The following is a 26,998-nucleotide window of genomic DNA, read 5'->3' on the forward strand; positions in this document are numbered from 1 at the left end:
GGTGCGGGTGCGGGCCTGTCTCCCGGATCGGACGCGCTAGGGGCGCAGCAGCCGCTCGGCGGGCATGACCACGCGTACGGGCTGCTGGAAGCACTGCCGGGCGATGCCCGCGGCGCCGGCGTCGCCCCAGACGAGGTCGGGGAGGGCGACGTTGGCGCGGCGGTCCCCCGGGGCGTGTGTGGCGCGGTCGAGGTCCTCGAACGAGCCGAAGAAGTGGCTCCAGTCGAGGTTGTTCCAGTCGTCGGCGTCGGTGGGCGGATCGGTGTCGGCGGGCGCGCGGTAGGGGCGGCCCCACAGGCCTGGCGGCGGGGGGCTCGCGAGGACCTCGTCGGTGGGGTCGTCGAGGCCGAAGCGCGGTTCGGTGGGCTGTTCGGCGATGACGAAGCACCAGTCGTGGTCGACGATCTCTGCGATCCCGAGGTCGAAGCCGATGAAGGCGGTGTCGGGGTCCAGGACGCCGCGGAAGAGCGGCTGGCGTGCCTGGGCCTCGTCGGGTTCTCTCGCGGCCCCGGGGGCGGTGGGCGCCTGGAGCGGCGCTGCGTAGACGAGCGCGCCGGGGTAGCGGCGCAGGAGCGCGCTGCGCAGGAGGAGGACGACCCGGTCGGCGGGGACGGTCAGATGGCTGCCGAGCGGGGCGCCGGCGGTCCACTCGTGCAGCTTCGGCATCTCGGTGCCGATGCCCCAGAAGCAGTCGAAGTAGGTGCCGCGCTGGTCGGTGGGGTATTCGCGCCAGCGCAGTTCGCGGGCGAACTCGTGGTTGAGGCCGGTCATGTACGAGGCGACGAACTGGGGGTTGGTGACGACGAGCGCCGCGCTGTCCGGGGGCACCTTGTTCAGGCCGGCGAGCATCCACTCGGTGGACTGGGCGGCCAGCGGCCGCCACATGGCGTCGGGGAAGTGGGGCGCCCACTGGACGGGGGCGGTGCCGGCGCCGCCTTCGGGGCGTTCGACGCGGGCGGCGACGACGGTGTCCACGCTCGTGTGCGGGTGGATCTGTTCGGTGACGGCGGTGTGGGCCTCGGGCGCCGGGAAGGGGTCGCGGGGCGGCACGGGCGGCAGGTCGGCGGGGCGGACGGACTGTTCCTGGGCGTCCACGGCCATGCCGTGGGTGTCGCCCGGGGTCAGGCCGAGAACGGCGGGCGCGGGGAGCCGTTCGCCGAGGTGGGCCAGGCCGTCCTGCCCGAAGAGGTCGCCCAGGGTGATCCCGTCGCCTTGCTGCCAGCCGCCGAGGATCTCGCCGAGCCGGTCCGGCGTCCACACCTCGCCGGGCGGCGGGGAGCCCTCCGGCAGGCGGTGCCAGCCGCCGGAGCAGTCGGCGCGCCAGGTCCCCTCGCTGGTGGTGTGGTCCCAGTCCCAGACGCCGGGGCAGGCTCCGTGGAAGACGCCGAAGGCGGTCGGTGAGCGCCAGGCGCCGTGGAACGCGCCTTGGGAGACGTCTGCCGGGTCGTCCCAGACGCCTGCGGCGACGCCCTGCCAGGTGCCCTCGTCGTCGGGGGTCTGCCAGGTGCCGGTGAAGACGAGGTGCCAGACGCCGTCGCGCGTGCCCGGGCCGTTCGACACGTACCTGCCGGTGAACACGCCCCGCCAGGTGCCCGGGCCGATGCCGCCGGGGCCGAACGTCCCGTGTGCCTGTCCCGTCCACGGGCCGCCGGTACTGGCCGTGGGGCCCCAGTGGCCGGACCACATGCCCTTGAAGCCGGTGGTGGCTGCGGTGCCGCCCGCGGCGGTCAGCAGTCCGACGGGGGCGACGCGGCCGGACGGGAAGACCAGGGTGCCCCGGGGGGTCAGCTTCGTGTCGGCGAGGAACGCGGCCGGCACTTCGATCTCCCGTACCGAGCCGAGCCGGAAGACGGCGTCGAGCACGTCGGGCCGCATGGCCGGCAGGGCGCCGAGCTGCCCGGCGGAGAGGTCGCGGACCTCGGCGTGCCGGAGCGCCTCCGCGCCCAGGCTCTTCCAGGCGGGCGCCGCGGCCGCCGACGCGCCGAAGGCGGCCAGGACGGCGGGCAACCGGTCCGCGCCGACGACGCGTTCCGGTGCGACGGCGAAGGCGAGGGTTCCGTCGGGGCGGCGGGGCACGGTGGCCAGCCCTTCCCCGGCCGCGGCCAGCGCCGTCATCGCGGTGGTGAAGGGCCGAACCGCGTGCGACGGGTCCGCCTGCGGGTTCACCAGCGCGACGCGCCGGCTGAGCAGCCCCAGGGGGCGGACGGCGCGCCGGAAGGTGGTGGTGGCCATGGCGTTCGGCAGGCTGCTCGCGTGCACCGTGTGCGCCAGGGTGGCCGCGCCGACGAGGCTGCGGCTGCGCAGCGGCGCCACGAGGTGCAGGAACTCGTCGGTGCTGAGCGGCTGTACGTGCCGCTCGTGCAGCCGGGCGCCGACCAGCTTGGCCAGCCGGGCCAGGTCGAGGAAGCGGTTGACTTCCCGCGCGCCGGCCAGCTGGGTCCAGGCGGAAGCCATCAGCTGTTCCTGTTCGCGTTGGGCGGACCGGGTGCCCAGGCCCGCGGCCACGCGCCAGCGCGGGTCCAGATTGAGCGTGCCGAGCCAGCCCGGCGACCCGAGTAGGGCCTTGTCGGCGAGCGCGTGGAACCCTCCGTACAGCGGCGGGGCCACCTCCGGGTCCTCGTCGCTGTCGTCGCTGTGCAGGCCGACGAGGGAGGCGGCGAGCGACGTCCGCCACTGGCTGCTGGGCGCGTCGACGGGCCAGGGTTCGCGGGGGTCGAGGTGCGGGCTGCACAGCGCGCTCTCGACCTTCTGCACGAGCTGCCCGGGCCCCGGGTCCTGCGGCCTCGGCCTGCTGATGTCCATCGGCCTACGGCCGGCTCCGTCGACGGACCGGCACCGGAGGCGGTCGACGAGGCTCTCGAAGTCGCCCGCCTCACCGGTGGAGAAGGTCCACGAGTGGTACACCGGCAGGTCGGACTCGACGGCCGGATCCGCCTTCCAGGCAGGTGAGAGGTCTCCCCCGGTCTCGTTGTGCCCGGCGCGCCGCCCGGCCTCGAACGAGGGCACCAGGCAGGCCGCGTACGCGGTGTGCGGCAGCAGCCGTCGCGGAGCCAGCAGCCGGGAGACGGAGGTCCGGTCGTCGTCCTCGTGCCCGACGATCGTCTGCGCGTGCGCCCACAGGTGCAGGTGGTCGGGATCGGGGAGTTCGCGGCCGGACACCCGCAGCACGGGCAGCGGCCGCCCGGCCTCCCGCTGCGGACGCGCGCTGCGGACGGGCACGCAGACCAGCGCAAGCCACGGCCTCAGTTCACCGCCGGGCGCCGCGGCCAGCGGGGTGAACAGCCAGGGCAGGTCGGTGCGGTCGAACTCCACCATCGGGAACCTGGTGGTCTCGGCGTCGGGGGTACCGGGCAGTGGATACCTCCGTACGATCTGCCGCACGTCGAGGGAGCGTACGTCCCCGGGTCCGTACAGGTGCATGGGCACGGGCCGTTCGGGACGCCCGTCGACGAGGGCGACGGCTGCGAGGTCGCCGCGCACGGGGGTGATGCGGTGCAGGTCGTCGACGTCCGTCAGGGAGGCCGCGGCTCCCGACCGGTCCCAGGAGGAGAAGGCGTACCGGGTCATGGTGTGACCACCGTCTTGAGCTCGTGGGCGGGGATGACGTGGAGCAGCGCGGTGCGCCCGGACGGGGCGTCGAACTGCAGGGCCGCCTCGGTGAAGGTGGCCTTGCGCAGCAGCCCGGCTTCGGTGAGGGTGCCCGCGCGGGCGACGGCGAACATGACGGGTTTCAGGGCCGCCTTCACGGGCGGGCCGTGGTACCGGATCCGGTCGCCGCGGATCGCGCTCGTCGCGACCGCGCCGTGCAGCAGCGCGGCTGCCAGGTGGTCGGCGCCGAGCAGCCAGGAGGCGCCCTGCTGCGGTTCGCCGCTCTTGCCGATCCATTTGGTCTCGTAACGGACGTCCACGGTACGGCGGGGAACGGCCGGCCCGTCGGCGGGCGGGGTCAGCTCGCTGCCGGAGCGCAGGGCTTCGAAGGCGGGCTGGGTGAGCTTCTCGTCGTCGGTGAGGTCGAAGAAGTCCGCCCGGGCGAACTGTTCCTGGACGGGCGAGTCGACGGCCGGACCCGTGGCGAAGCGCACGGTCACCTTGTAGGCCGTCGGAGTCGGGAGCCGGCCGGGGCCGAACCGGGTCACCTTCAGTTCCAGGGGGACCACGCGCTGGCTGAAACGGAGCCTGCCGAGGGGGTGCAGCAGCCGGGCGCTCTCGCCCACCGTGTCGCGGCGCAGCACCGCCAGGCCCGTGGCGCCTTCGGGCAGGACCGGCTCCCAGCTGCGGGGGTTGTCGAGTTCCCGTTCCAGGAGCAGCGCGATGTCGGGCGCCGGCGGGGCCGCGGCCACCGCGGTGCAGCCCCAGTGCTCGTCGAACGGGAAGTCGACGTCGACGAAGAACAGGGAGACGGAGGCCCGGCCGGCGACGTGCCAGCAGGGCGTCGGCCCCTCGACGCGGACCCGCAGGCCGACGGAGCACAGGCTCAGGCCGTCGAAGCGAAGGTGGAAGGAGCCGTGCAGGTCGAGCACGACCCCGAAGCTGGGCTCCCAGCGCAGCAGCGCGTCGAAGCCGAGCTGTCCGCTGACCCCGGTGTCGCGGGTGCCGACGACGACGTTCAGCGTGGCGCCGGCTTGGACCGTGCCGGGGGTGACGGCGAAGTACCCGCTGAAGACGATGCGCAGGGTCGGGGAGTCGGCGATGGTGAGGGACAGCCGCCGGGGCACGGGGAACCCCGCGGGCACGGGAAAGCCCGGGTGGAACCCGCCGGCGCTGAGGACGAACGCGGTGCCGGAGCCGGTCTGGAGCCGTACCGCGATCCCGCCGTCGATGCCGGCGGTCAGCAGCCGGGATCCGGCGAGGTCGCCGACCAGTTCCACCAGGCCGGCGCCGGAGTCCACGAAGCCCGCCACGGACGCCTTGAGGTCGAGAATCGGCGCCTCGGGCGCGGGCAGCGCGACCCTGAGCCGGCCGAGCAGGGCGATGTCCCCGCCGGACAGGTCCAGGACGATCCCGAGGTCCGCGGTCACGAACGAGAACGGGCGCCCCCAGCCCAGCCGGAGGATCGGCCCGACGACCACGGCGCCCCGTCGGGCGGGGAACACCGAGGCGAGGGTGTCCAGGATCTGCGCCGCGGCCCGCGCCGCATCGTCGGGGAACAGCACCCGATCGAGATGGCCCGACTGCACGGCCGCTCCCAGGCCTGCCCGGTCGATGGCGTGGCCGATGCCGACGATGCCGCCGACGGCGTTGAGGGTGAAGGCGAGGCCGAGTTCGATCGCCGGGGTGAAGTGGGCGCTGAGCGCGACGAGCAGGGCCGGCTGCTGCGGCCGCAGGATGGCGAAGGCCCGCACCTCCACCACGCCGAGGGCGAGTTCCAAGGCGCCCCGGTACTCGTCGCCCCGCCGTTCGAGGAAGCCACGGCCCCGCGCGGGCCCCACCGACAGGCTCAGTCCCAGACCGGTCGGAGGGACCGGCGTGGCCGCGCCTCCCGGGGTCAGCTCGCTGCCGATGCCGTCGACGGTGCCGTCGGCGAGCCCCAGCAGGGAGGCGCCGAAGGCCGCGGTGAACCGCAGTCCTCGGCCGGCCCCCGATGCGGGCGCCGGCGCCAGGTACAGGGTGGGCGCGCGCAGTCCCGGCGGCGCGCTCCGCAGCGGCAGGGACACGCCGTTCTTCCCCCCTCCCCCGAAGCGGGCGCCCTGCGCGTCGAACCGGGCCTCGACATCGCCTTCCAGGACCGGCCCGCCCGGTGCGAGCAGACGGATCAGCGGGTCCGTCGGCAGCGTGAGCCGCACGCCGCGCACGGCGAGCCGCAGCCACGCGGCCGCGGCCTGGCCGGCCGGGGGCGCGGTGAGGACCAGGTCGATGTCCTGGCGCACGTGGAGGACGTCGGCGAGCCGGAGCGGCCCCAGGTGCAGGGAGAAGGTGATCGTGCCGTCGGCCGGTAGCGTCTCGCCCAGCACCTGGACGTCGTCCGCGGTCACCGCGAGGACATCCGCAACGGTGAACGTCCAGTCGGGTACCGCCCCGTCGGCTGCGCCGGCGAGCAGTGCCAGCAGCCCGGGCCACAGGTCTCCTGCCTGGTCGGCGTCCGGCGCGCCGAGGCGGGACAGCAGGGCGCCGGGACTCAGCTGCGCTCCCGGAAGCCCGAGCGCCTCCGCCAGCTTCGCGCGCCTGTGCGTGTCGTCGAGGGCGGCCAGAGCGGGCAGAACTCCGCCCAGCGCGCTGCGCAGCTGCCCGGCGAGTGCGGCGACGGTCCCGCTCATGGAATCCCACCCGCTTGCGGCACGACGGCTCCTTACTGGGGGCCCGGCAGCCCGGCACAGGGCCGCCGGCCACGCGCCCGACGCACGACTATCCGCGTCGGCCGGTCGCCGCTGCAACCCGGAAACGCCGGGATCACCCGGCCGGATCAGCGCAATTGCTCCCCCGGCGCGAAGCCCCGCGCTCGGGCGTCCACGACGTTGGGCGGCACGGGTGAAATGAGGCGTGTCCTGCGGCCGGACCGGGCGAGGCGGCGGACGCGTCGCGAAGGCTGGCCGCGGCGCCGCGTGATCCGCGCCGGCGTCCACGACCGACCTCCGTGCACGGGGAAGGGTGAGGGAACCAAGCGATGGACCTATTGCCGGTCGAGATCAAGGTCAACGTGGTGGCGGGGCTGGATGCCCTCGGCGGGTCGGACGGCCACGCCATGACGATGCGTCGGATCTGGTTCGCCGAGGACCGCGACGGCGTCGCCCAGGGGCGACTGCCCCTGCTGGAGGGCGGGGTGATCGTACGGTTCAGGATCGGCGGTGGCGGCCCGGACGAGCTGACCGTCAAGTTGCGTCCGTGTGAGCGGGAGCGGCTGGTCGGAAGGTTCTCCGCGCCCTTCGAGTCGGGGCCGCTCGCCTACGGCGTCGAGGAGGACTGGTCGGTGAGCGGCCGCGTGCTGGCCGCCTCCCTGGTGCACGATCACCCGCCGGGCGCGCTGGCGGCCGCGGTGCAGCCCGGAGCCGATCCCGCCGCGCCGATCCACGAGGTGCAGGACCAGTTCGTGGACGTCTGCGCTCCCGCGGTGCGGCTCGACGGGCTGGTGGCGCTGGGTCCGGTCTTCTCCGCCAAGGCCCGGGACGTTCCGCTCGGGGACCTGGAGGTGAACCTGGAGACTTGGTCGGCCGCCGGACTGGAATTCCTGGAGGTCTCGATCCGGGTGAAGCCCAAGAACGGCGAGAGCGCCGACGAATTCACCGCGCGGGCCGAGCGCAAGCAGCGACGCCTGATCGAAGCGGTGCGCGAGCGCGGGCTGACGGTCTCCGAGCAGTCCGAGAACAAGACCCAGCGCATCCTCACCGCCTTGGCCGAGGCGGCCCGGCAGTCCGGTTAGTCCGGTTGATCACTGCGCGGGCCGCCCTCTCATGCCGTCGTCTCACGCCCTCACGGGTGAGACGTACGCGGGCGGTACGATCCGCCGCTCGAGCGACAGTCCGTACGCCTCGGGATGCCGGTACTTGCCGTGCTCGTCCCCGCTCTTGGCGGTCTCGACGACCAGCGGGTTGGCGCGCGCGTAGGGATCGTGCCGGACCCCGGTCACCTGCCAGCAGACGCGCGTGCCGGGGTCGCCTCCGGCGATGGTGAACCGATTGCCGTCCAGCTCCTGTCCCACATGCAGGTTCGGGGCCGCCCGGCCGACGGCCGTGAGCTGGTAGCGGAACCGCTCGTTGAGTGCCGGGAACCAGTCCGGCAGGACGATTTCGGCGCCTCCGGTCCCGTCCAGGACGACTTCTCCGTCGTAGACGTTCTTCCTCTCGTCGCTCTCCACGGAAGCATGATTGAGGTACTTGCTCTCCGGCTCCAGCGGATGGTCGATGGTGAATTCAAGGGTGGTTTTGGTGAGTTTTCCGTCCACCATGACGTCGCCACGGAACCAGGCGGCCTTGTAACCGCCGCTCGCGACCACGCCATAGGTGGTCGCGCTGGTCGCGTCCACCCCGACGCCCGTCTTGGAGTACGCGTTCACGGCGTGACTGTTGTTCCCGCCGCCTTCCCTGCTGTTGGACACCTCCAGCTGTGCGGCGTTCTCCACCCAGTCGGGGTCGTACTTACCGATGCTCACCTTGTTGCGCAGTACGGCGATTCCGTCTACGTCCAGCTCGGGGTCGGCCATTGTTCACTCCTTCTCGGTGACCGCCGGAAATGGGCAAGATTCCGACGATCTCCACCTATAGCCCGGCGGCACGCTCCGACCCGTCAGCGACATGCTTCCCCCTGGCTGAACACCGTCGGCACGGGCTCAGCCGAGCTCGGCGACCTCCGGCGCCTTCGGGCCATGCCGCCGGCAGCGTGACCTCGGGCAGCACGCCGCCCCACAGGCCAGCTGGGCAAGGCGGCTGAAGCGCGCCTCGGCGATGCCCGGTTCGTCCTCGACGAGCGGATGGCCGGCCCAATATCCTGCGCGAAGTACGGGCTGGAGGTTCCGGTCGGCTACGGAGGCCCAACACTAATGATCACCGGAGTCACCAGGGAGCCCGCAGCGTGACCGGCACCGCGGAGGCCCTTGGCGGTTCGGCTGCAGTCGACCATGCAGCACGAAGTGTCACGCGACCGTTCTACGTGTACGCCGTGCTCGCCAACTCGCTCTTCCAGCGCGGCGTATTCGTCCTCTTCCTTCAGCAGCGAGGCTTCTCCGCCGGCCAAGTGGCCCTACTGCAGACGCTGCTCTACCTGGTCAGCGGACTGTCGGAGTTGCCGACGGGAGTCCTCGCCGACCGAATCGGCAGGCGTGCCAGCATCGTGATCGGCCAGATGCTGATAGCCGGATGTCTGCTCGGCCAGGGGACGTTCTCCCACTACTGGGTGTTCCTGGCGCTGTTCATCGGGCAGGGCGTGGGCATGGCATGTGTGTCCGGCTCGGACACCGCCCTGCTGTACGACCTGCTCGTGCGTCGTGGTGCAACGGCCGACTACGTCAGGATCAAGTCCCGGTTCACCATGCTCGGGACGGTCACCTCGGGAGCCGCCATCGTCCTCGGCGGCCAACTGCAGCAGATCTCCTGGGGAGTCGTCTACGCCGGTTCGGCTGCATGCCTCGCCCTGGCCGTGGTGGTGCTGATGTCACGGGTGCCCGAGATCCGCGGCGCGGACGCGGTGGACGAGCAGGACGAAGCCGAGGAACACGGCGACGCCACAGCATGGCGGGCGATGCTTCGAGTCGCCACGCCGGCACTCGTGACGCTTGTCGTGGTCTCCGGACTGATGCATGCGACGTTGACGCCGTACATCATCTTTACGCAGAAGGCCCTCTCCGATCAGGGAGCGGGCACCGCATTGGTCAGCGTGGTCATATCGGCGGGATTCTTCGCCGGCGGGCTCACTCCGCTGCTCTCGGACCGCGCGGACCGGCGCATCGGGTATCGCGTCATAGTCCCGGTGTCCCTCCTGACGCTCGCCGCGGCACTCGGCCTGAGCGGCCTCGGCCTTGTCTGGGTCACCATCGCCGCGTTCCTGGCCCTGGTCGGGATTCCCGAGATCACCGCCGTGATCGTAGACAACGCGTTCAACGAGGCCGTGCCGTCGCGCCACCGGGCGAGCCTGCTGTCGATGATCGCATTCGTGGAGTCGGCCCTCATCGGCATCGGCTATCTCGTCCTCGGCGCGCTCATGGACGGGCTGGGCTCCAGCGCGGGCATGGCCGCCTACGCCGCGGTCCCCCTGCTGGCATGTCTCCTGTGGCTCCCGGTGCTCTTCCGAGGGGCCCGGGTGACCACCGAGTTCGAGAAGTCCGCCAGAGCCGGATGACCGGGAAACCGTCATGCCCGGTTCGGCGGGAGGCCGCGCGGAACAGGACCTGCCACGGCGGGCACCTCACCGCCTGGCTGTCCGGTTGCCGACGCCTCCACCGCTGCCACGAGCGCAAGCCGGAACACTTCTCGCGTTCACTGCCATCGCTGCAACCCTGATATGCCACTGCCTCAGCTCCGACGGCAGCACCCTGATGACGGCCAGCTATCCATGAAGGCGGTGGGCGAACGCCCGGTCGGTCTGTGAGACCTCCCCGTCACGGTCGCCACCTGGGCGGCACAGCAGACGATGAAGATCCTGCCGTCATGACGACAACACCGTCCCATTCAGAGCGGTTTGTAGCTCTCCCCCGGCGCTCGTCGAACGCATGGATTCCAGCCCACGCACCGGGCCGCCCTCCCAAGATGCGTCACAACCGGGCCCGTCACATGCTTGGAACAGGGGCACAGGCGCGCCAGGATGCTCCTCGCGCGCCCGGGGCCGGTCGTTCCCGCGCGCGGGATCGTTGACCGCGCTCTGAATCCACACACCGCCGCCATCCGACAGCAGCCCCCGGCGGGTCCGAGCGAACAGGTGGAGAGCCATGGACGAGCACGGCGGCCACATGCACCACCCAGGTGGACACCCGCAACCCGACGCCCCTGCCTTCCACGGCATGGCGGTGGTGGGCGACGGCACCCCCTTCCTCTCCCACCTGCCGATGACCGAACCACCGCACAACGAGCAGACGATCGTGCAAGCTGCCTTCGGGGCTGCCCACCGCGCGTATCGCGACGACCGCAAGGCGCATCCGGAGGCCCGGCTCTACACCTTCGCCCCCGAGGTGTTCACGCTTTCCGAGCTCTATCCCGGCGAGAACGGCGAACCGCCCGCCCGCACGTCGTTCACCGGGAGTCTGTTCCGCAACCACTTCGAACAGCCGCAAGCCCACCCCGAGACGCCTGTCGAGATCGCCTCCGATGTCATGGTGAACGTGACCAACGTGGTCAACCACCACAAGTTCACCGCGGCCGACCAACAGCCGGAGGAGTTGACGTACCTCCTGTTCGGCAAGGGGCCCGAGCGGTTCCTGGCGCATTGGATCACCGGCCCCTTCCGGCCCACGAGCCGTCAGGAGTTCGATCACCTGATGACGGCCGGTGTCCAGGGCCTGGAGGTGTCCGACGAGCAGCTGCGCCATGGCATCGAGGTCACCGTCACAGGTCGTCCGGACGAGCCCGGCGGGAAGCTCGGGGAACGTGAACGAACGGCTGCCGTCGCCGCGGTCAACGGCGGGCAGGTCACGATCGAGGTCGAGGCCGGCACAGAGCTGTATTTCGAAACCGGCGAACTGACGCCTCGCTGACGCAGTGACACCTTCCGACCGTCACCAAGGGAGCCGGGGATACCAGCCGCCACGGCCTTGCGGGGTGAGGTCGAGCAGGTGCCAGACGGGGCTGAGCAGGTCGGTGGCCTGCTGACCGTCGCCGTCGCCGTCGCCGTCGTAGCCGCCGCCGTCGGCCATCCGCACACGGGTGCTGTAGTAGTGGCGGACCGCGCCGCCTTCGTCGCGGGTGAACACCGACAAGGTGGCGTCCTGGCCACCGGCGGAGTCCTCGCTGCCCAGGTCGTACTTGAAGCGGCTGGGTGCCGCGCTGAGCAGCCGCAGGCCCGTCCAGCCCCGTTCCCTGGCGTACGCGCGCAGCGCGGGCAGTTCGGCGGCGGCCACGACGGCGAAGTCAAGAGTGCCGGCCAGTTGGTCGGCGACCGATTGGAAGCCGTCGATCGACATCGTGCACGAGGCGCAGGGCCGGTCCCGTTCCTTGCCGTACATGAAGTGGTAGAGCATCAGCGGCCGGTCAGGGCCGGAGAACAGCTCGCTGAGCCGGACGTCGCGCACCGGATCGTCCCCGGCTGCCAGGTCGGCCGGCCCCTCGTGGAACAGATAGTCCTCGACGGCCGGGCCCTCGGGCAGGCGTCGCTTCAGCTCGGCGACGTGCTCGCGCCGGCGCATCATCTCGGCCTCCGCCCGGCGCAGTTCTTCGACGGCAGCGGTGTACTGTGCGGATTCGTTGCCGAGGTTGGTCACGCGCATTTTTCCTCCTCGTCAGTCGCCGTTCGGCGCGGCTCACCGCCCAGAAGAACAGGTCGACCCGCCGTGGTACGCCAGGCGCGCAACGCGGTTCACCTGAAGCGACCAGTTGTGCCGCTCGTCCCTCGGACATCGCCTCGGAACACATGCCGGCACCGGGTTGCAACGGTTCGCCACTGGATTGCGACCACCCACGATCGGGGGGACGATGGATGCGTCCTCCACGGCTGGGCCGTACCGCCGGACTCAAGCGGGTGGCGAGCGAACATTCAGCGTTGCCGCACCCTCGTGAGGACGAGAGCGGTGCACCACAGCACCGGCCAGCCGAAGGAGAGCCGTTCCGGGACGCCGTCATGTACTCCGCGCCCAGCTGAGCCGGAGCACCATCACTGGTCTTTCGATCCCGAACCTTTCGCCCTCACCGGGAGCTGACATGAATCTCGATGACGTCGCACGCTGCGAGATCCATCCCACGATCGGCATCGCCCGGGTGGGCAACAGCCCCGACGGGTTCTTCATCGGCTCGGAGGCCCCCGGGATCCCGTCGAGTCCGTCCGGCGGTTTCAAGGACGCCGACGGGCGGATCAAGCGTCAGGCCGCCCGGTTCCGTGTGTACGCCTATGACCGGGCCGGCACCGTCCTGGGCGAGCTCACGTCGGCCGAGGCTCAGATCGTCTGGACCGCCGAACTGGCCAATGCCAAGGGTGAGTGGTTCACGTTCGCCGGGCGCTTCCATGAGTCCACCGCCGACTCCGCCCGCCGTAATCAGCACATCGATCCCGCTGATCCCGCCGCTCGGGCGCGGTTGGTCATCCGGCCGGGGCCGCGCAGCGTGACCGGTCCGTCCCAGGACGGCACGGATGCCAGGTTCGACAGCGGAACGTTCCTGGGCACCCCGGTTCCCCTGGGCGAACTGCGCACCGACGAGGCCGGTCGGCTGCTCGTCCTCGGCGGCTTCGGCACGTCGGCTTCGGTGGAGCCCGCCGATCCGGTCCGCGACTACGCCAACAACGACCGCTGGTTCGACGACGTCTCCGACGGCTCGGTCAGCGCGACCGTGCGCCTGGGCCCGGACGGGCGCCGGGTCCCGGTGACCTCGGCCTGGTGCGTGGTGGGCCCGCCCGATTACGCCCCCGCCGTACCGAGCCTGGTCACCCTCTACGACGTCGTCCTGGAGGTCGCCCGCGCATCGGGCGGACTGCCCACGCCGCCGGAGGTCTCCTTCACCCGCGACATCTACCCGCTGCTCGCCCGCCCGGTCTCGTTCGCATGGGTCAACGAGACGGCGCGGAAGACGCACGGCGACCCTCGACGCAACTTCTTCACGCCGGCCCGTCTCGCCCGGCTGTCCTCGAACGCCCCGGACAACGCCACCGCGCGTCAGAACGTCTTCAAGAGGTTGCGCAAGCCCGGACTGGTGGACGACACCAGCCAGGCGAACAAGGGGTTCATGCCCCTCCTGTCCGGCGATGACGGGAAGGCTCAGCTCAACAAGCCGCGGACGTGGCTGACGCTGCTGCCCGGCCAGTACGCGCAGATGCAGCGCTGGGCCGCCGGCGACTTCCTGGCCGACTGGACGGGAGTGCCCGCCCCGCTCCCGTTCGAGGCTCTCGCACTGGCCGACCAGCCCCACGCCCTGGTGCGCGCCGCGCTGGAGACGGCGAGCGGCGGCGGATTCCTCCCGGGCATCGAGATGACGTACATCGCTGACGTGCAGTCCACCTGGGCAGCACCCTTCCGACTGCGCGAGGATCTGGTCGCCGGTGATGTCACCAAGTACATGGCCCTGCCCTGGCAGGCCGACTTCTACATGTGCAAGACCCATTGGTGGCCGGCCTCCCGGCCCGATGAAGTCCTTCCCGAGCCGGCGCACGACGGGCTGGTACAGGACGCGGCGGCCGGGGCGTTCCAGGAGTGGGACCGCGGTGTCGGCGACGGTAAAAACGACGAAAAGGGTATGAACGACATGGTCGAGAAGTGGAGCACTCTCGGGTTCATCGTCGCCCGGACCCTGCCGAACGGCGAGGTGATCCTGGTCGAGACGGAACGGACCGACCACGCGACCGGGTAGGCCGGGCAGAGGCGGGAGCGGCGCGTTGGACAGCGGCGGGCCGAGCGGCCGTGGGAGGAGCGGGCGCTTCGACGTTCTCGTCGCCGGCGCAGGCCCCGCCGGGTGCGCAGCCTCGCTGCCCCTCGTCCGGGCAGGGGCGAGCGTCGTCCTCGTTTCCCCGGTGAGCTCCCCCGGCTGGCGGGTGGGAGAGAGTCTCGCTCCCACCGCCCGCCCGCTTCTCGAACGACTGGGGGTGCTCGACGGGCTCGCCGACGCCGGGCACACTCCCTGCCACGGAAACCAGGCCGCCTGGGGCCAGGATGCGCTCACCGAGGTGGACCATCGGCTCGGTCCGTACGGCGAGGGCTGGCATCTGGACCGCACCCGGTTCGACGCCGCCCTCCTGGAAGCGGCCCGCGCGAGTGGTGCTCTCTGGCTCGCCGGACAGGTCCGCGACGCCCGTCGGCATCAGAACCACTGGCAGATCACCACTGGCGAGGGCATTGTCCTGGAGGCCGGTTTTCTGGTGGACGCCACGGGCCGGGCCGCTCGGCTGGCTCGTCGCGTCGGCGCGGCACGCACCCGCTCCGACCGCCTGATCGCGGTCGCCGGGCTGTTGGGCCCGCCGAGGAGGCGGGCCGTCTACCTGGACCGCACCCACCTGGACCGCACGTCGCTGGTGCAGTCCACTCGCTGGGGGTGGTGGTACACCGCCCCGCTACCCGGTGGTGAGCGGATTCTGATGGCCATGACCGATGCCGATCTCCTCGCCGACGTGCGTCTGCTCGACCCGGGCGTGTGGTGGACCCAGGTGCAGCATGCCGGTCATATCCGGGAACGGATCGCCGGCTGGGAGCGACCGCCGCGGCGGCTGCGCGTGCTCGCCGCCGGCTCGTCCTGCGCCGCTCCCGCGGCCGGCCCGGGCTGGGTGGCGGTGGGAGACGCCGCCACCGCCACCGACCCGCTGGCTGCCCGGGGGATCGTCACCGCACTGGCCACCGGCCTGCTCGGGGCACGGGCGATCCTGACCGCCCGGGCCGGTGACGCCAATGCCATGGCGGCCTACGCCCGCCGTATGACAGCCGTTCAGGCCGAGTACCTGGAGACACAGGCCGCGCAGTACCGCCGGGAACAACGCTGGGACACCCCGTTCTGGAACCGTCGGCGCTGAGCGGTGCGGTTCTCCGACCAGGAACGTGTCCTGGTCGGGCTGTCGAACACGCCGTCGCCCGGCGCGTCCGCCACGCCCCAGCCGGCGCCCGTGCTACGGACCGCATGCTTCTGGCCACCTGTTCGGCACCGGCCGACCCGGGACAGGCAACGGCTCAGCTCGCCCCATGCCTCGGGCAGAGCCATCCGGTGATGCTCGTCGTGGGCCAACCGTCCCGCCCACCACAAGGTCGACACCAAACCCCGCCGTGGGAACGGCACTGACGGCGTTGACGGAGCCCCATAGCCTGGCCTGGTCGTCACGATCATTGCCCTGGTCGCCCTTGCTGGTTTTCCGGCCCTCGCTGGACTTTCATCGTCGCGGCCTGCTTCACCGCCTGGTTCATCCTCGCGCTGACAAGTCGAGCGGGCGTGACGTGCAGTCGGGGGCTTGTCGCCTCTAGCGGGTCGCCATGACTGGCCGCTTCTGGGGCCACTCCGGGGGATGGATAGCCTGCCTGTGTGGCAGATGAAGCAACTGTGTGGCGGACCTTGGCCGCCCTCCTTCCTCCTGCGCACGCGCAAGAGGTCATGGACTCCTGCTCCATCGGAGAGCAGGAGTCCGCCCTCGACCTGGTCGTCTCCGGGCTGCTCGCCCAGGGCATTCCGATTGGCGAGGAAATCCGTGCACAGTTGGCAGTCACCGCTGAAGAGTGGGGCCAGCGTGAAGCCCTTGACGAACAGATCAGGCAGTGCCGCTCCACTGATTCCGACAGCCTCAGCGTGCGTTTGGTCGCCCTGGCAGACGCCGTCACGTTGAACGGGGCCTCGCTCAGCTCCGCGCCAGAGCTTGCCGGTCTGCTCGTGGTCCCGTGGATCGCCTGCGTCCGCTGTGGGCAACTTCTGGGCCGTGCCCACAAGCGCGAAGCCTGGGGCGACCTGTCCTACCTGGCCGCCCACTACGTGCTCTTCCACCCTGGACAAGCAGCCCAGACCACGGTCTTCGGCCCCATGGCCGCGCAGGACGCACTCGCCGTCCTCACCTTGTGTCCCGGCGCACAGTGGCCACCTGCTCTGCCATAAGGAACGGCCTGCCGGCCAGGGGCGGGGCGGGTGCGGTTGCCCACCGCGTGGTGGCCGCGTGGCCAGTGACGGAGCGCCCCGGCTGCGGCTGGTCGTGGTCACGGACGACGCCACCGGGCCGCGGCTGTGCCGGGATTTTGGTGGTCCGCTGATGCCTTCGGTGATGGCGTCGGCGGTGTTCTGCTCGTCGGTGTGCCCACCAGGAGTGCGTCGCTGAGTGCCTGGTACTCGGTCATCCCGGCTTTCGCCAATTCCAGCAGCGGCCTCGATACCCCCTGCCTGCGACAGGCGACGTCTCCCGTTGACGCGGCTCAGGTAGCCGTGGCGGCCGGCGGCACCACCACAGCAGCCCACCCACGACGGCCGTCGCGGCCAGCGGGTTGTTCGCGGCGAGGACCACCAGGCGGTGAACGCCGGTGCCTTATAGCTGGAACGCGATGTCGATGAGTACCAGCGCGTTCGGGTCGGTGGCCTCCGGGCGGGCCAGGCGCAGCACGCTCTCCGCGACGGGGATTCAGTCGATGACTGAGTATCCGAAGCGGGAGAAGACGCTGTCCTTGGAGACGATGACGCACGGCCCCAGGAACTCCGCGAGCGCCATCGTGGGCGCGTCGTCCGGGTCGCCCCGGTACTTCCGCGGCATCTTGGGGTCGACGTGCACGATGTGCCGGGTCTGCGCGGTCAGGTGGTCTCGGATCTCCAGGTCAACCACTCGAAGGGCGGGCAGGATCTGCTGATCAAGCACGCGGCGTGCCTGACGTTCCGGCACCTCGAAGTGGGCAGCCATCCTGGGCCGGTGTTCGTCGACTTCGCCAGGGACGTGCGCGGCGGTGTACGGGGTAGCGCGGCCGGTGACGGCCAGCGCGGTGACCCGGTCCTGCCGACCGCCGGCCTTGGCCAGAGCACAAACTTCGACCAGCAGCGCGTTGGTATCGAGGACGGGCAGCAGCATCGGCCGGGCACGGCACGCCGACAGCACGTTCGGAGAGTACGCGCAGCTGCGCACGGCGCTCCTGGACGTCGCCGACCGCGTCGTCACCCCGATCGCCGCGCTGCCCAGCCCGGACCAAGGCGGCCCGAGCTCGGACTCCGTCGCTCTGGAAGGGCTCGGACGCATCCTCCTGAGCGTCCTGCACACCGAGGACGATGTGTGCGCGTCGTCGGCCCCGGGCATCGCCTCGGCCATCTTCGGCGTTGCCGAGGTGATCCTCACCAAGGACCCGAGCACCCCGAGGACATCGCGGAGACCCTGGAGCAGTTGGGGGCCGCCGCCTTGGACCGGGCCCGCGGTGCGCACCCCGCACCGGGTGCGCGCACCACCTCCATGCAGTACGGCGGTGCGGGGGGGGGTGCGCATCCGGTGCCGCGCACCCCCCGCACCGCGCGGCGCACCTGATGCGCACCGGATACCGCGTTTCCTGCTACGTCGCCTGTCGGCCGTCGAGTTCCCGCCGGGCGGCGAGTGCCCTCGCCAGCACCTTGGCCCGGTAAGGATTCGCGGCGCTGAGGGCCGTCCCCACCGCCACCGCCTCGTCCAAGAGGGCCAGCCGTTGCTCGGGCAGCTCCCGCACCAGCGGCGAGGCACTGGCTTCCACCAGGACGTACGCCAGCTTCGACCCGTACACCTCCGGCTCGACCTGCGTCAGCAGGCGGTAGATCCAGAGCCCTTCGACGCCGCGCACCACCCGCCGGTTGGCGCCGAGCAGCTTGACCCTCGCCCGCAGAACCATGTCCTGATCCATCGATCCCCCTTCGTTCCCTCACCCCCCGGCCCTCCCGTCACGCGACGAGACAGCACAGCGAACGCATCGGCAGCCGGGAACGGATGCCGACACGGACGTCGGAGAGTGGATGACGACGAGTCTGCGGGCGGGCGACCACCTGCGACAAGTCCGAACGGACGTGCGCTCCGTCCTACCGAAAACCGCCTCCGCACAGGCATGATGGATCTGACACTCGGCTGACCCTCGCTGAGCACCGAGCCCACGCTCCTGGGCGCGAGCAGCGCCATCCGCGCATCGTGCTTGGCACCGACGACACGGATGCCCACCGCGGGTAGTTCCTTCGCCGACAGAACCCGCCCAGGCGTTAGCTCGTCGCTTGAGGTCCGGCGTCGAACGCGGCTCGAACCTGGTCGGCGTTCTCGCAGTTCAGCGGACATGAACGCGGCCTTCATCTGATGATGTGCTGCGTCGCAGAGGCAGAGAAGTCAACACGAAGGCCGTGGTCGTGAGTTTGGGCGTCAGGGCGTCCTGCGGGATGCGTTCGCGGAAGTGTCACGCTTCCCGACGGAGCTGTACGCGTGTCTGAACGCGCGGGGCGACGCTCTGTTCGAGTTGTGCGACGCGCTGTTGCGCACGGACGGACGGGCGGGTGCGGTCGGTCCGCCGACCTCATAGTCGCTCGTTGCTAAGCCCGTGAGCACGACGGAACCAGGGGGATCACACCAAACTCAACTGCCGGGCGCCGAGCCAGGCGCCGTCAGCGAGCCTCTGACCCCGGCTGGCTTCGAACGTGTCGGCTGGCCCCACAGGAACAAGTCTGGTGGCCCCAGGTAGCGATCATGGGGGGGCGTGATGTGAACGAGTATTTTGGCCCTACCCGTTGTCCGTGCTCGTCTGAGCCGGGCATTCGGACTGGCCAGGGGTCAGCCGACTGGTGGCTGCTCCGGGGGGTTCGCCTTCAGCTTCTCGAAGCAGTTGGTCGTAGGCGGCCACCGAGGGCAGTGGCCTGGGGTCCGGGGGTAGCGCGGCCAGCCTGCGCGCGGTCAGCGACACCACCGGAGAGGCGAAAAGGCACGGCACCGTGTCTGAGCACGGCTCGCCGCTGGCGTCGCGTTCGGCGGCCAGTCGGGCTTCCAGGGCCACCGCATCCGAGGTCAGAGCGCCTTGCCCGCAGGGCGGCAGCGATCCCGGCAACGATGTGGTCATGGCTCATGTGCCAGTGTAGTAGCAGGACTTCGATCAGCGCACGGGTGCCGACCGCGTCGCCGTGTGCGCAACTGGCGGCCTCCCACCAGGCATCGTGCACCGGGGTGAACTTTCCTGCCGCGCGGGCCTGGTCCAGCGCGGTCGCCGCCCCAGGCAGCGCACCCGGCTTGCACAGCAGCTCAAATGCACGGCCTCGCATTGTCCGCCCCTCGCACAGCGAGCAGCACGCCCACCGCTCGAGGTGCAGCCCTTCGTACTACGGCCGGAAGGGAGGCGCGTTGTGCCCGAAAGGGCAGTCCTCGGCAGCGGGCGGGGACGGGTCGTGCCGCCGGTGGTGGTCCGGGGAATACTGATGGCATGGAGCAGCGACGCCGGGGACAAACCACCCAGCATGCCCCCGCAGTGCACTCGGACGACGTTGAGCGGACCGGTCGGCAGAGGCTCCGTCAGGGTGGGCCGGCGCGGGGGCGGGCTTCGCTGCTGGAGTTGCAGCGACTGGCGGGCAACATGGCGGTGACACGGCTCCTGGCCGGGCGCCAGACATGGGCCGAGGCCCCCAGAGCGGAACGCGTGCACGGCCACCTGGGCGCGGTGATGATCCAGCGGGCCGGGGGCGGGGCGCCAGCGACCGCCACCGCCACCGCCACCGCCACCGCCACCGCAGCCAAGACGGAGCGCACGCCCGAGCAGATCGAGCGGCTCATCGCGGACATCCTGCGCGTGATCGTGGAGATGGAGGTCGGCGGCGAGGATAAGCCCGTCACGGAGTCGTCCTACGACACCAGTTCGGGAACCCGGGCCAGCTACAAAAGCAGGGTGCAGGCGACGCTGGTCTGGACGCTGGACCTGCTGGGGCGACACAAGGAACTCCGCGGCCAGTTCGGCCTCACCCCGGACGAACTGGCTGCCGCCAAGAAGTGCGCGGCAGCGGTCAAGGCGGTCTGGCAGGCCGTCATGGCGCTTCCGCCAGGAACCACCCTCGACCAGGCGAAGGCGGACCGCGTCGTCTCGGCGAACCTCTCGAAGACCGGACTTGACGACGCCGACCTCGAACGCATGCGGAAGTTCGGCGCTTGGCGCAGCGAGGTCATCACCGGGCTTCCCGAGCGGCCGGAGCAGATCGCGGAGCTGAACAAGCTGAGCGCGGAGGACCTCGCGGCACAGGCCACTCCCAAGGAGCTCAAGAAGGCCCTGGCGCCCGCGAACCAGCGGGCCCTGGCGGAATGGCGCAAGGAAAAGGCCAAGGACAAGAAGAAAAAGCCCCCGCCTGCCGCCACGGTCGCGGACCTCACCGACCAGGAACGCCAGGGCCTCGCCGCCGTGGTCGGCGACCGGCAGGTCGTGGAACGGCTGGCCAAAGCCGGCGCAGGCGCGGGGATCGGCATCGGTGAGCGGTCGGCGGCACGCTACATCGCCGAGCAGAAGAAGGTGATGGACACCAAGCGGGGTAAGCCGCACTGGGGTGAGGACCAGGCTGCCTGGCTGCGTTACGCGGTCGAGAAGTCGCTGCCGGAGATCGGGGCGAAGGTGAAGCAGTCCGCCGAAGACGACGAGGGCATGACGCTCGGACGGACGGACGTCAAGGACCGGGTGACGGCACTCATCGGGAACAAGAACAACAAGGCGCTCAATGATGAGCAACTCGCCTGGAAGGCGTTCAAGGCGCACAATGCCGACGAGAAATACGCCGACAAGGCCCTGCCGAAGTTCGAGGCGATACACGTCGTGGAGCCGGCCCCGAAGGCCCAGTGACGCCGTCACGTACGCACGCCGGGCGGGCCCGGAATGACAGGGAGCCACCAGCCATCCCTGCAACCCGGCGTTCCCACCTGCCGGCCTTGATGTCCGCCACGCCCCGGCCGGACGTGCCCGCCGCGGCCCCGGCTCCGGGGCTGGGTCCGCGAGTCGGCGCCGAAGCGGATGGCGCCGTGGTGCCAACCCCGGATGTCGACCCCTGCCCCGGACACTGGCCATCACCGACAGCCTTAGATCACAAGAACCCACACCTTCCGACACAGCCGCGCGACCGACCTGATCAACGCAGGCGTGCCGATCCACGTCGTGATGCGCTGCCTCGGGCACCTGACACCGGCCGTGACCATGCACGTTGCCAAGACCCCCTCAGCCACAGCGGAGCGCGAGTTTCCGCGCTACAGGAAGGTCACCGCCGAGCCGACCGGGTGCTGCCGAACGGGTGGTGCATGCTCCCGCAGAAGCAGGTCTGTTCCAGGGGGAACGCTTGCCTGACCTGCGACAAGTTCGTCACCGACGCCAGCCACCACGACAAACAGTGGCGGCCCCGGCGGCCCGCCCCGGAGCCGGCCATCGCCCGTCCACCTCATCTGCGGTGCGGGCACTGGTCGCACGCCTCGCCCAGGACAAGAGCCGGAAGGACCTGGAGATTGCCGACGGCGAGAACCTCCTTCTGCGCAGACCCCTGGCCCGATACGAGAACGGCTCAGCCGTTGGGCATCCGCAACCCGAAATGCCGAGATCTCGCTCACCGGCCGCTCTCGAAGGCCTCCTGGACCTGACGGTGGCCGACCTCGTCCCGCGACCAAATGCGCACACGACGACTCGGGTTCTCGCGGTCCCAGCTTTCGTTGTCGAAGACTGCGACTGACTCAGACAGTCGCCATCGCGAGCTTTCCCACGAGGCTTCTGTTACTTGGACGAGTCCGTCGAGAGTCTCGGCAGCCGAGGCGGCGGCAGAACCGCCGGCAGGCCAGGGCCGCCAAACGGAGACGGCATCGGTCAGGGCATGGGACTCGATCAGGTGGGTGATCGAGGGGGCGACGGGGAGGTAGGGACTGCTGCCGTTTACGTCGGTGCCGACACTGCCATCTGTATGGATCAGGTCCCGGCATGGCTTCGACACGCGCTCTCCGCGCCACTCGAAATACCAGCCGCCTCGCGCGGGATCCTGCCAGGCCCGTGTTCTCGTGCCGAAATGCTCGTATTCCCAGCTGTAGGCCGTCTCGTATCGCTCTCCGTCCAAGGTCCAGCTGCTCCGCACCTTGTAGCGCAGGCCACCGAACCTGTGCTCGAAGCCCTCGCATCGGATGATGAGGTTCATGGGCGCCGGGACGAGGTGGCCCGCGCGATCGTGCACCCGCCACATCTCTATCGGGACTTCGAACCTGACCGGATTCTCTCGTCGACCTGTACGACGGAGGAGATCCTGAGCACGCTCCGACAGCTCGGAGGGATTGTCCAGGATGTGCATCCTGTACTTCATTTCCAGAGGTAGCGAATTTCAGCAAGATCGGCACCCTATCGCGGAGCTCACGGCGTGGGCCAGAAGGCCGCGCCATCCACCCCGTCCACAACCGTCAGCGGCATGCCGCGGACACCGTGAGCCGCCCAAAAACCTCTTCAGGACATCGCAGTTGCAGATACGAGGTGGTCGACGTCGAGCGCGGACGCCGCAGTCACCCACACCTGGTCGTGCTCGGCGAACCGACCTCGGGGGCGAGTTTCGCCTCGGACAGGATCACCTCACCGCCACAGCACGGGCGGACGGCTGTCGAGATTCCGTGCCCGCAGGATGCGACCGGCGGGCGACGGCCGGGAAATCGTGGTCTGGACCGGAAAGCTCGCACTGTTCGCAGGCGACTAGATTTCTGCAACCCCCTTAGTTGCAACTACATAAGAAAGCGCACAAGTTGCGAGTATGTCATTCGGATATTCTTCGATCATTTGGCGCAGGAGATCCTCTGTTTTCTGAAGCTCTGGCCACACCAAAACCAGAAGCTTCACCCAGGTGCCACGCATTTCGCTGGAGCTTTCCTTTACGCCTCTCGCTGCGCAGTTCCATGCGTCTCTGCGCTCCGGCCACCGCTGTGCCAGGACTCGAAAGGCTGCATAGCGGGCGTTCGTGCTGGCGTTGGGGTCGCGGGCGGTCTCGAGGATGATGCCGTAGGCGTCTTCGCGGTCGGGCCACCGCTCCCCCAGCACGCGCACAGCAGCAGAGCGGGCGTTCGTGCCGGCGTTGGGATCGCGCGCGGTGTCAAGGACAGCGGCGTAAGCGTCTTCCCGCTCGGGCCACCACTCCCCCAGCACCTGCACTGCGACATCACGGCAAGTGGACTGGATGCCGAGGATGGTGGTGTAGGTGGCTTCGCGGTCGGGCCATCGCTCCCCCAGCACACGCACGGCAGCAGAACGGGCGAAGTCGCCGGCATTGGGGTCGCGGGCAGTGTCAAGGACGGCGATGTAGGTCGCTTCGCGGTCGGGCCATCGCTCCCCCAGCACCTGTACGACCACGGAGCGAGCGTTCGTGCTGGCGTCCGGGTCGCGCGCGGTGTCGAGGACGGCGGTGTAGGCCTCTTCCCGCTCAGGCCACCGCTCCCCCAGCACCTGTACGACCATGGAACGGGCGTTCGTGCTGGCGTCCGGGTCGCGCGCGGTGTCAAGGACAGCGGCGTAAGCGTCTTCCCGGTCGGGCCACCGCTCGCCCAGCACCTGCAGGGCGGCAGAGCGGGCGAAGTCGCCGGCGTCGGAGTCGCGCGCGGTGTCGAGGACAGCGGCGTAGGCCTCTTCCCGCTCAGGCCATCGCTCCCCCAGCACCTGCAGGGCAACATCGCGAGAACTGGAGTGGGTATTGCGGGCGGTGTCGAGGACGGCGGCGTAGGCGTCTTCGCGGTCGGGCCACTGCTCCCCCAGCACTCTCATGGCGACGTGGCAGGAGACCGAGTCGATGTTGCGGGCGGTGTCGAGAATGGTGGTGTAGGCGTCTTCGCGGTCGGGCCACCGCTTCCCCAACACATGGACGGCGACATCGCGGGCGTTCGTGCTGGCATTGGGGTCTCGGATGCTGTCGAGGACGGCGGTGTAGACATCTTCACGGTCGGGCCACCGCTTCCCCAGCACGCGCAGAGCGGCAGAGCGGGCGAAGCCGCCGGCGTCCGGGTCGCGCGCGGTGTCGAGGACGGCGGTGTAGGCCTCTTCTCGCTCAGGCCACCGCTCCGCCAGCACACGCACCGCGACGTCTCGGGAGACGGAGTGGACGTTGCGGGCTGCGTCGAGGATGGTCGTGTAGGTGGTCTCGCGGTCGGGCCACCGCTCCCCCAGCACCTCCACGGCAACATCGCGGGCGGATGTGCTGGCATTGGGATCGCGAGCGGTCTCGAGGACGGCGGCGTAGGCGTCTTCGCGGTCGGGCCAGCGCTCCCCCAGCACGCGCACCGCGGCAGTTGGCGTTCTGCCTCCCCAGGGAATTCGAGCGAGGTGGCTGGCTTCCTGGGGTGTGCGGCACAGCGAGGCTGCGACGACATCCTTTGTGCGTCCTGTATCGGAAGGGATCTCCGTACGGTGCCAGCGTTGGTATCGTTCGCGGCCGGACCACGACCAAGGAAAAGACATCAACGCGGGCACAGCGCCGTCCAGCACTGCCCAGGAATGGTTCGAAAGATGGGCGGTGAGCGTGTCGATGACAGCGTCGCTCTGGATGGCGAGCGAGCGTTCAGGATGGTCGCCGGGCTCAGAGGGCGCTCGGGGGATGCGATGGGCTTCTGCGAGCACACGGATGGCGAATTCCATAAATTCTGAGTCGCCGCCTGCTCGACTGTAGACAGTGGTATTGCGGCGGCGGTGCATGCGGAGCAGCCGTGCGATGAAGGTGGCATGTTCGGCTTCTGCCTGACGGCTGATCTGGCCCATGAACAGCAGGATCACCTCGTGCCAGACGGGGCTCAGGGCGCGTTCGGCGAGCATGTCGATGAGCTGCTCGGGGGTCCATTCGCGGCTGCTGTAGCGCTGGCTGAGGTCGCGGGCGGCGAGATACTCGAGGAAGGTGCGGTGGACGAAGCCGTACATGCCGGCGCCGTAGGGGTGCAGCAGGAACGCGCGGTGGTGCAGCCGCTCGACCATGGCATGGGCGACGATGCGTCCGACATGCGGTGGGTAGTTCATGTCGATGACGTACTCGGCGATCATCGTGGTGAGGTCGGTGCGGGCGATGAGCGTGCTGCCTTCGGCGCTGCCGGCGCTTGCCTGAAGGTGGCGGGCCAGGCGTTCGAGGAGCTCCTGGAGCAGGCCGCTGTCGAGTTCGTCGATAGCAGCGGCGACATCGGGGTGGGCCTGGCGGGGGAGAGAGAGGTGCTTGGCATCACGGTCCCAGCGACCGGTCAGTACATCGACGGCATGGCGGTAGACCTCGCGGCGATCGCGGGGGATGGTGGCTCCCAGGCCGATGGAGGCCAGGATGGTCAGCAGCAGCGGGTTGCCGGCGAGTTCAGCCACCGACGCGAATCCCCACACGGCGCTGATGAGACGTTCACTCAGGCGAGCGGCCTCGCCCGGGTCTGCAGGGTGCGCGGCGGTGTACCAGCGCCGGATGAACGACTCGATCTGCCGCCTCGGCAGATCCTCCAGCTTGGCTTGGCTGAAGTCTGCGGCCGCGAACACCCCCGGGGCGAATCCGACGACACGCGAGGTGAGGATCACCCGCACGTGCTCGTGGACCTCGGCGAACGCAGCCACCTGCCGGGCGACCTCGGCACGCCGGGCGGGGTCGAAAATCTCGTCCAAGCCGTCGAACACCACCAGCACCGGCCGAGGGGCGCGCTCCAGCAGGCACTCGAAGGCGTCCCGCGGCAGCCCCATCCGTTCGGTGGCGTCGAACTCCCCCCAGAAGTCCTCCACCGTCCGGCCTCGCCACCGCTCGCCGTCGGCGAGATGCCGCAGCTCCACGACCACGGGCACCGTGCCCGCCTCCACCAAGTCCTTCAGCTCGGCCGGCACCTCCTCCAGGCCGCCGGCGAGCGCCAGCGCCAGATAGCGCGAGAGCGTCGACTTGCCTGCCCCGGGATCCCCCAGCAGCACCAGCCGCCGACCCTGCGATGAGGCCACCGCCTCCACCACCGGCACCGGCGGCCGCTCCACACGGGACGTGCGCCACGCTGCGACCTGCTCCGTGTGCAAGCCTGGCGGCAAATCCTCGGCCGACACCTCCCCACGCTCCACAAGTTCCTGCCACAACGGGGCCGGCAGCTCCGGTTTGGGCGGATCCCACGAGATCAGCGGCACCTCGAACACCTGCCGCAACCGGATCGCGGGCTGCTCACCCGCCCGCTCACCCGGGCCGAGGACGTCGAGGTTCAACCGCCCGCACGTCTGCACCAACCGCTCGAAGTAGCGGGCGACAGCGGCATCCACCTCCGCCTCCTTGCCGGAGGACGCTTGCGCGCGCCGCCGTGCATCGGCGATCTCCCGCTGGGCCGCTTCAAGGAGTCGCCGCCAGTCCTTGCACGCCTCCGAAGCAAGCCATGCCTGCCGGATCCGGCCATCCGTCCCGAGCGTTCGGATGCTGGTCCACGACTCCCAGACCGCGATGACAGCCAGGACCTGCTCGACACTGTCCGACCGAGGAGTACTGAACCTTTCCAGGCGCTGCGGTGCCCACCGGCTGGCAACCTTCCCCTCGAACAAGGCTGTGCCCGGCAGCCCGGTCCTGCGCACCGCCCGCTCCAGCGGCGCCTGAAAGCCACCGACCCCGTGCCGCTCCCTGTACGCGGTCTCCGCGTCCGTGCGCAGGGTGCGCAGCCTGCGGTAGAGCGTCTCGCGGTGAACTCCCACAGCCCTGGTCCCCCCTGATGCCGGCCCTGTGCCGCGCCACCTCAAGGCTGGCGGCCGCCTGAAACGGGTGCATCAGGCGACCGCGCCGCACCAGCGCGGACCAGCAGATTAGTACCCAACCCACCTCACGCACCCCGCACTTGGGACCAGATCACCCTCACCAGCCCAATCTGGAACCCACGCCGGGCCCGGCGCACCACCATCCGCATCGCCACCCAGGGGGAAACCCACCATGGCTCACCGCCGCCGCAAGCCCGCCCACACCATCGTCCCCGCTAGGACTTGTCCGGCCGATCATGGCTCTGGATAGTCGGGCATGATGCCCAGGTGAGCATCATCGTGAAGTTCTTCGTGGCGCCGGACGACACG

General features: G+C 70.3%; 16 protein-coding genes. 8 read left to right on the forward strand and 8 right to left on the reverse strand.

What is annotated here, in order from left to right; genetic code table 11:
- Positions 1–36 precede the first annotated feature (36 nt).
- Together ACWCPF_RS38135 and ACWCPF_RS38140 are read right to left on the reverse strand one after the other, a co-directional pair.
- Entirely contained in the window at positions 37–3,567 is a 3,531-nt protein-coding gene (locus ACWCPF_RS38135; RefSeq protein ID WP_451049718.1) for a hypothetical protein, read from the reverse strand.
- Complete coding sequence (locus ACWCPF_RS38140; protein WP_451049719.1) at positions 3,564–6,254, reverse strand: DUF6603 domain-containing protein; 2,691 nt, start codon at positions 6,252–6,254, stop codon at positions 3,564–3,566. Before ACWCPF_RS38140 ends, ACWCPF_RS38135 begins: the two co-directional genes overlap by 4 nt.
- A gap of 347 nt (positions 6,255–6,601) precedes the next feature.
- Here ACWCPF_RS38140 and ACWCPF_RS38145 point away from each other — a divergent pair, with 347 nt between their 5' ends.
- Positions 6,602–7,354 (forward strand): hypothetical protein, encoded by a 753-nt coding sequence (locus ACWCPF_RS38145; protein WP_451049720.1) that lies wholly within the window; start codon positions 6,602–6,604, stop codon positions 7,352–7,354.
- 42 nt (positions 7,355–7,396) lie between these two features.
- On the opposite strand, the gene ACWCPF_RS38150 is transcribed toward ACWCPF_RS38145, so the two are convergent.
- Positions 7,397–8,134, reverse strand: a complete 738-nt coding sequence (locus ACWCPF_RS38150) for a hypothetical protein (protein WP_451049721.1) — start codon at positions 8,132–8,134, stop codon at positions 7,397–7,399.
- Positions 8,135–8,502: 368 nt separating this feature from the next.
- Between ACWCPF_RS38150 and ACWCPF_RS38155 the strand changes: the two genes are divergently transcribed.
- Positions 8,503–9,765: an MFS transporter gene (locus tag ACWCPF_RS38155; RefSeq protein ID WP_451049722.1), complete on the forward strand. Its 1,263-nt coding sequence runs from the start codon at positions 8,503–8,505 to the stop codon at positions 9,763–9,765.
- Positions 9,766–10,351: 586 nt separating this feature from the next.
- Positions 10,352–11,113: a hypothetical protein gene (locus ACWCPF_RS38160; RefSeq protein WP_451049723.1), complete on the forward strand. Its 762-nt coding sequence runs from the start codon at positions 10,352–10,354 to the stop codon at positions 11,111–11,113.
- Between the two features lie 21 nt (positions 11,114–11,134).
- Here ACWCPF_RS38160 and ACWCPF_RS38165 read toward each other — a convergent pair whose 3' ends face one another.
- Positions 11,135–11,842, reverse strand: a complete 708-nt coding sequence (locus ACWCPF_RS38165) for a DUF899 family protein (protein ID WP_451049724.1) — start codon at positions 11,840–11,842, stop codon at positions 11,135–11,137.
- A 430-nt stretch (positions 11,843–12,272) separates the two neighbouring features.
- Here ACWCPF_RS38165 and ACWCPF_RS38170 point away from each other — a divergent pair, with 430 nt between their 5' ends.
- The 3 genes from ACWCPF_RS38170 to ACWCPF_RS38180 all read left to right on the forward strand — a co-directional run bounded on the left by ACWCPF_RS38170 (position 12,273) and on the right by ACWCPF_RS38180 (position 16,121).
- A complete protein-coding gene (locus ACWCPF_RS38170) occupies positions 12,273–13,910 on the forward strand; it encodes a LodA/GoxA family CTQ-dependent oxidase (protein ID WP_451049725.1) in 1,638 nt (545 codons plus the stop codon).
- A gap of 25 nt (positions 13,911–13,935) precedes the next feature.
- On the forward strand, positions 13,936–15,060 hold the full coding sequence (locus tag ACWCPF_RS38175; protein WP_451049726.1) for an NAD(P)/FAD-dependent oxidoreductase: 1,125 nt from the start codon (positions 13,936–13,938) through the stop codon (positions 15,058–15,060).
- Between the two features lie 500 nt (positions 15,061–15,560).
- Positions 15,561–16,121, forward strand: a complete 561-nt coding sequence (locus tag ACWCPF_RS38180; protein WP_451049727.1) for a hypothetical protein — start codon at positions 15,561–15,563, stop codon at positions 16,119–16,121.
- Between the two features lie 514 nt (positions 16,122–16,635).
- On the opposite strand, the gene ACWCPF_RS38185 is transcribed toward ACWCPF_RS38180, so the two are convergent.
- On the reverse strand, positions 16,636–17,073 hold the full coding sequence (locus ACWCPF_RS38185) for a hypothetical protein (protein WP_451049728.1): 438 nt from the start codon (positions 17,071–17,073) through the stop codon (positions 16,636–16,638).
- A gap of 469 nt (positions 17,074–17,542) precedes the next feature.
- Entirely contained in the window at positions 17,543–17,863 is a 321-nt protein-coding gene (locus tag ACWCPF_RS38190; RefSeq protein WP_451049729.1) for a hypothetical protein, read from the reverse strand.
- 1,674 nt (positions 17,864–19,537) lie between these two features.
- Between ACWCPF_RS38190 and ACWCPF_RS38195 the strand changes: the two genes are divergently transcribed.
- The gene (locus ACWCPF_RS38195) at positions 19,538–20,803 is read left to right on the forward strand and encodes a hypothetical protein (protein WP_451049730.1); all 1,266 of its coding nucleotides are present in this window, start codon (positions 19,538–19,540) and stop codon (positions 20,801–20,803) included.
- 237 nt (positions 20,804–21,040) lie between these two features.
- Positions 21,041–21,298 carry a site-specific integrase gene (locus ACWCPF_RS38200; RefSeq protein ID WP_451049734.1) on the forward strand — a complete coding sequence of 86 codons (258 nt, stop codon included), beginning with the start codon at positions 21,041–21,043 and terminating at the stop codon, positions 21,296–21,298.
- Between the two features lie 253 nt (positions 21,299–21,551).
- On the opposite strand, the gene ACWCPF_RS38205 is transcribed toward ACWCPF_RS38200, so the two are convergent.
- Both ACWCPF_RS38205 and ACWCPF_RS38210 read right to left on the reverse strand, forming a co-directional pair.
- Positions 21,552–22,277 (reverse strand): hypothetical protein, encoded by a 726-nt coding sequence (locus ACWCPF_RS38205; protein ID WP_451049731.1) that lies wholly within the window; start codon positions 22,275–22,277, stop codon positions 21,552–21,554.
- A 389-nt stretch (positions 22,278–22,666) separates the two neighbouring features.
- Positions 22,667–26,629 carry an NACHT domain-containing protein gene (locus ACWCPF_RS38210; protein WP_451049732.1) on the reverse strand — a complete coding sequence of 1,321 codons (3,963 nt, stop codon included), beginning with the start codon at positions 26,627–26,629 and terminating at the stop codon, positions 22,667–22,669.
- Between the last annotated feature and the right edge of the window lie 369 nt (positions 26,630–26,998).

The organism is Streptomyces sp. NPDC001858, from assembly GCF_053594615.1.

Bases quoted from the DNA above. Each gene is read 5' to 3' on its own strand.
- ACWCPF_RS38170 (WP_451049725.1), top strand. From the start codon at position 12,273: ATGAATCTCGATGACGTCGCACGCTGCGAGATCCATCCCACGATCGGC.
- ACWCPF_RS38185 (WP_451049728.1), bottom strand. From the start codon at position 17,073: ATGCTGCTGCCCGTCCTCGATACCAACGCGCTGCTGGTCGAAGTTTGT.
- ACWCPF_RS38190 (WP_451049729.1), bottom strand. From the start codon at position 17,863: ATGGATCAGGACATGGTTCTGCGGGCGAGGGTCAAGCTGCTCGGCGCC.
- ACWCPF_RS38145 (WP_451049720.1), top strand. From the start codon at position 6,602: ATGGACCTATTGCCGGTCGAGATCAAGGTCAACGTGGTGGCGGGGCTG.
- ACWCPF_RS38160 (WP_451049723.1), top strand. From the start codon at position 10,352: ATGGACGAGCACGGCGGCCACATGCACCACCCAGGTGGACACCCGCAA.
- ACWCPF_RS38205 (WP_451049731.1), bottom strand. From the start codon at position 22,277: ATGCACATCCTGGACAATCCCTCCGAGCTGTCGGAGCGTGCTCAGGAT.
- ACWCPF_RS38135 (WP_451049718.1), bottom strand. From the start codon at position 3,567: ATGACCCGGTACGCCTTCTCCTCCTGGGACCGGTCGGGAGCCGCGGCC.
- ACWCPF_RS38140 (WP_451049719.1), bottom strand. From the start codon at position 6,254: ATGAGCGGGACCGTCGCCGCACTCGCCGGGCAGCTGCGCAGCGCGCTG.
- ACWCPF_RS38150 (WP_451049721.1), bottom strand. From the start codon at position 8,134: ATGGCCGACCCCGAGCTGGACGTAGACGGAATCGCCGTACTGCGCAAC.
- ACWCPF_RS38165 (WP_451049724.1), bottom strand. From the start codon at position 11,842: ATGCGCGTGACCAACCTCGGCAACGAATCCGCACAGTACACCGCTGCC.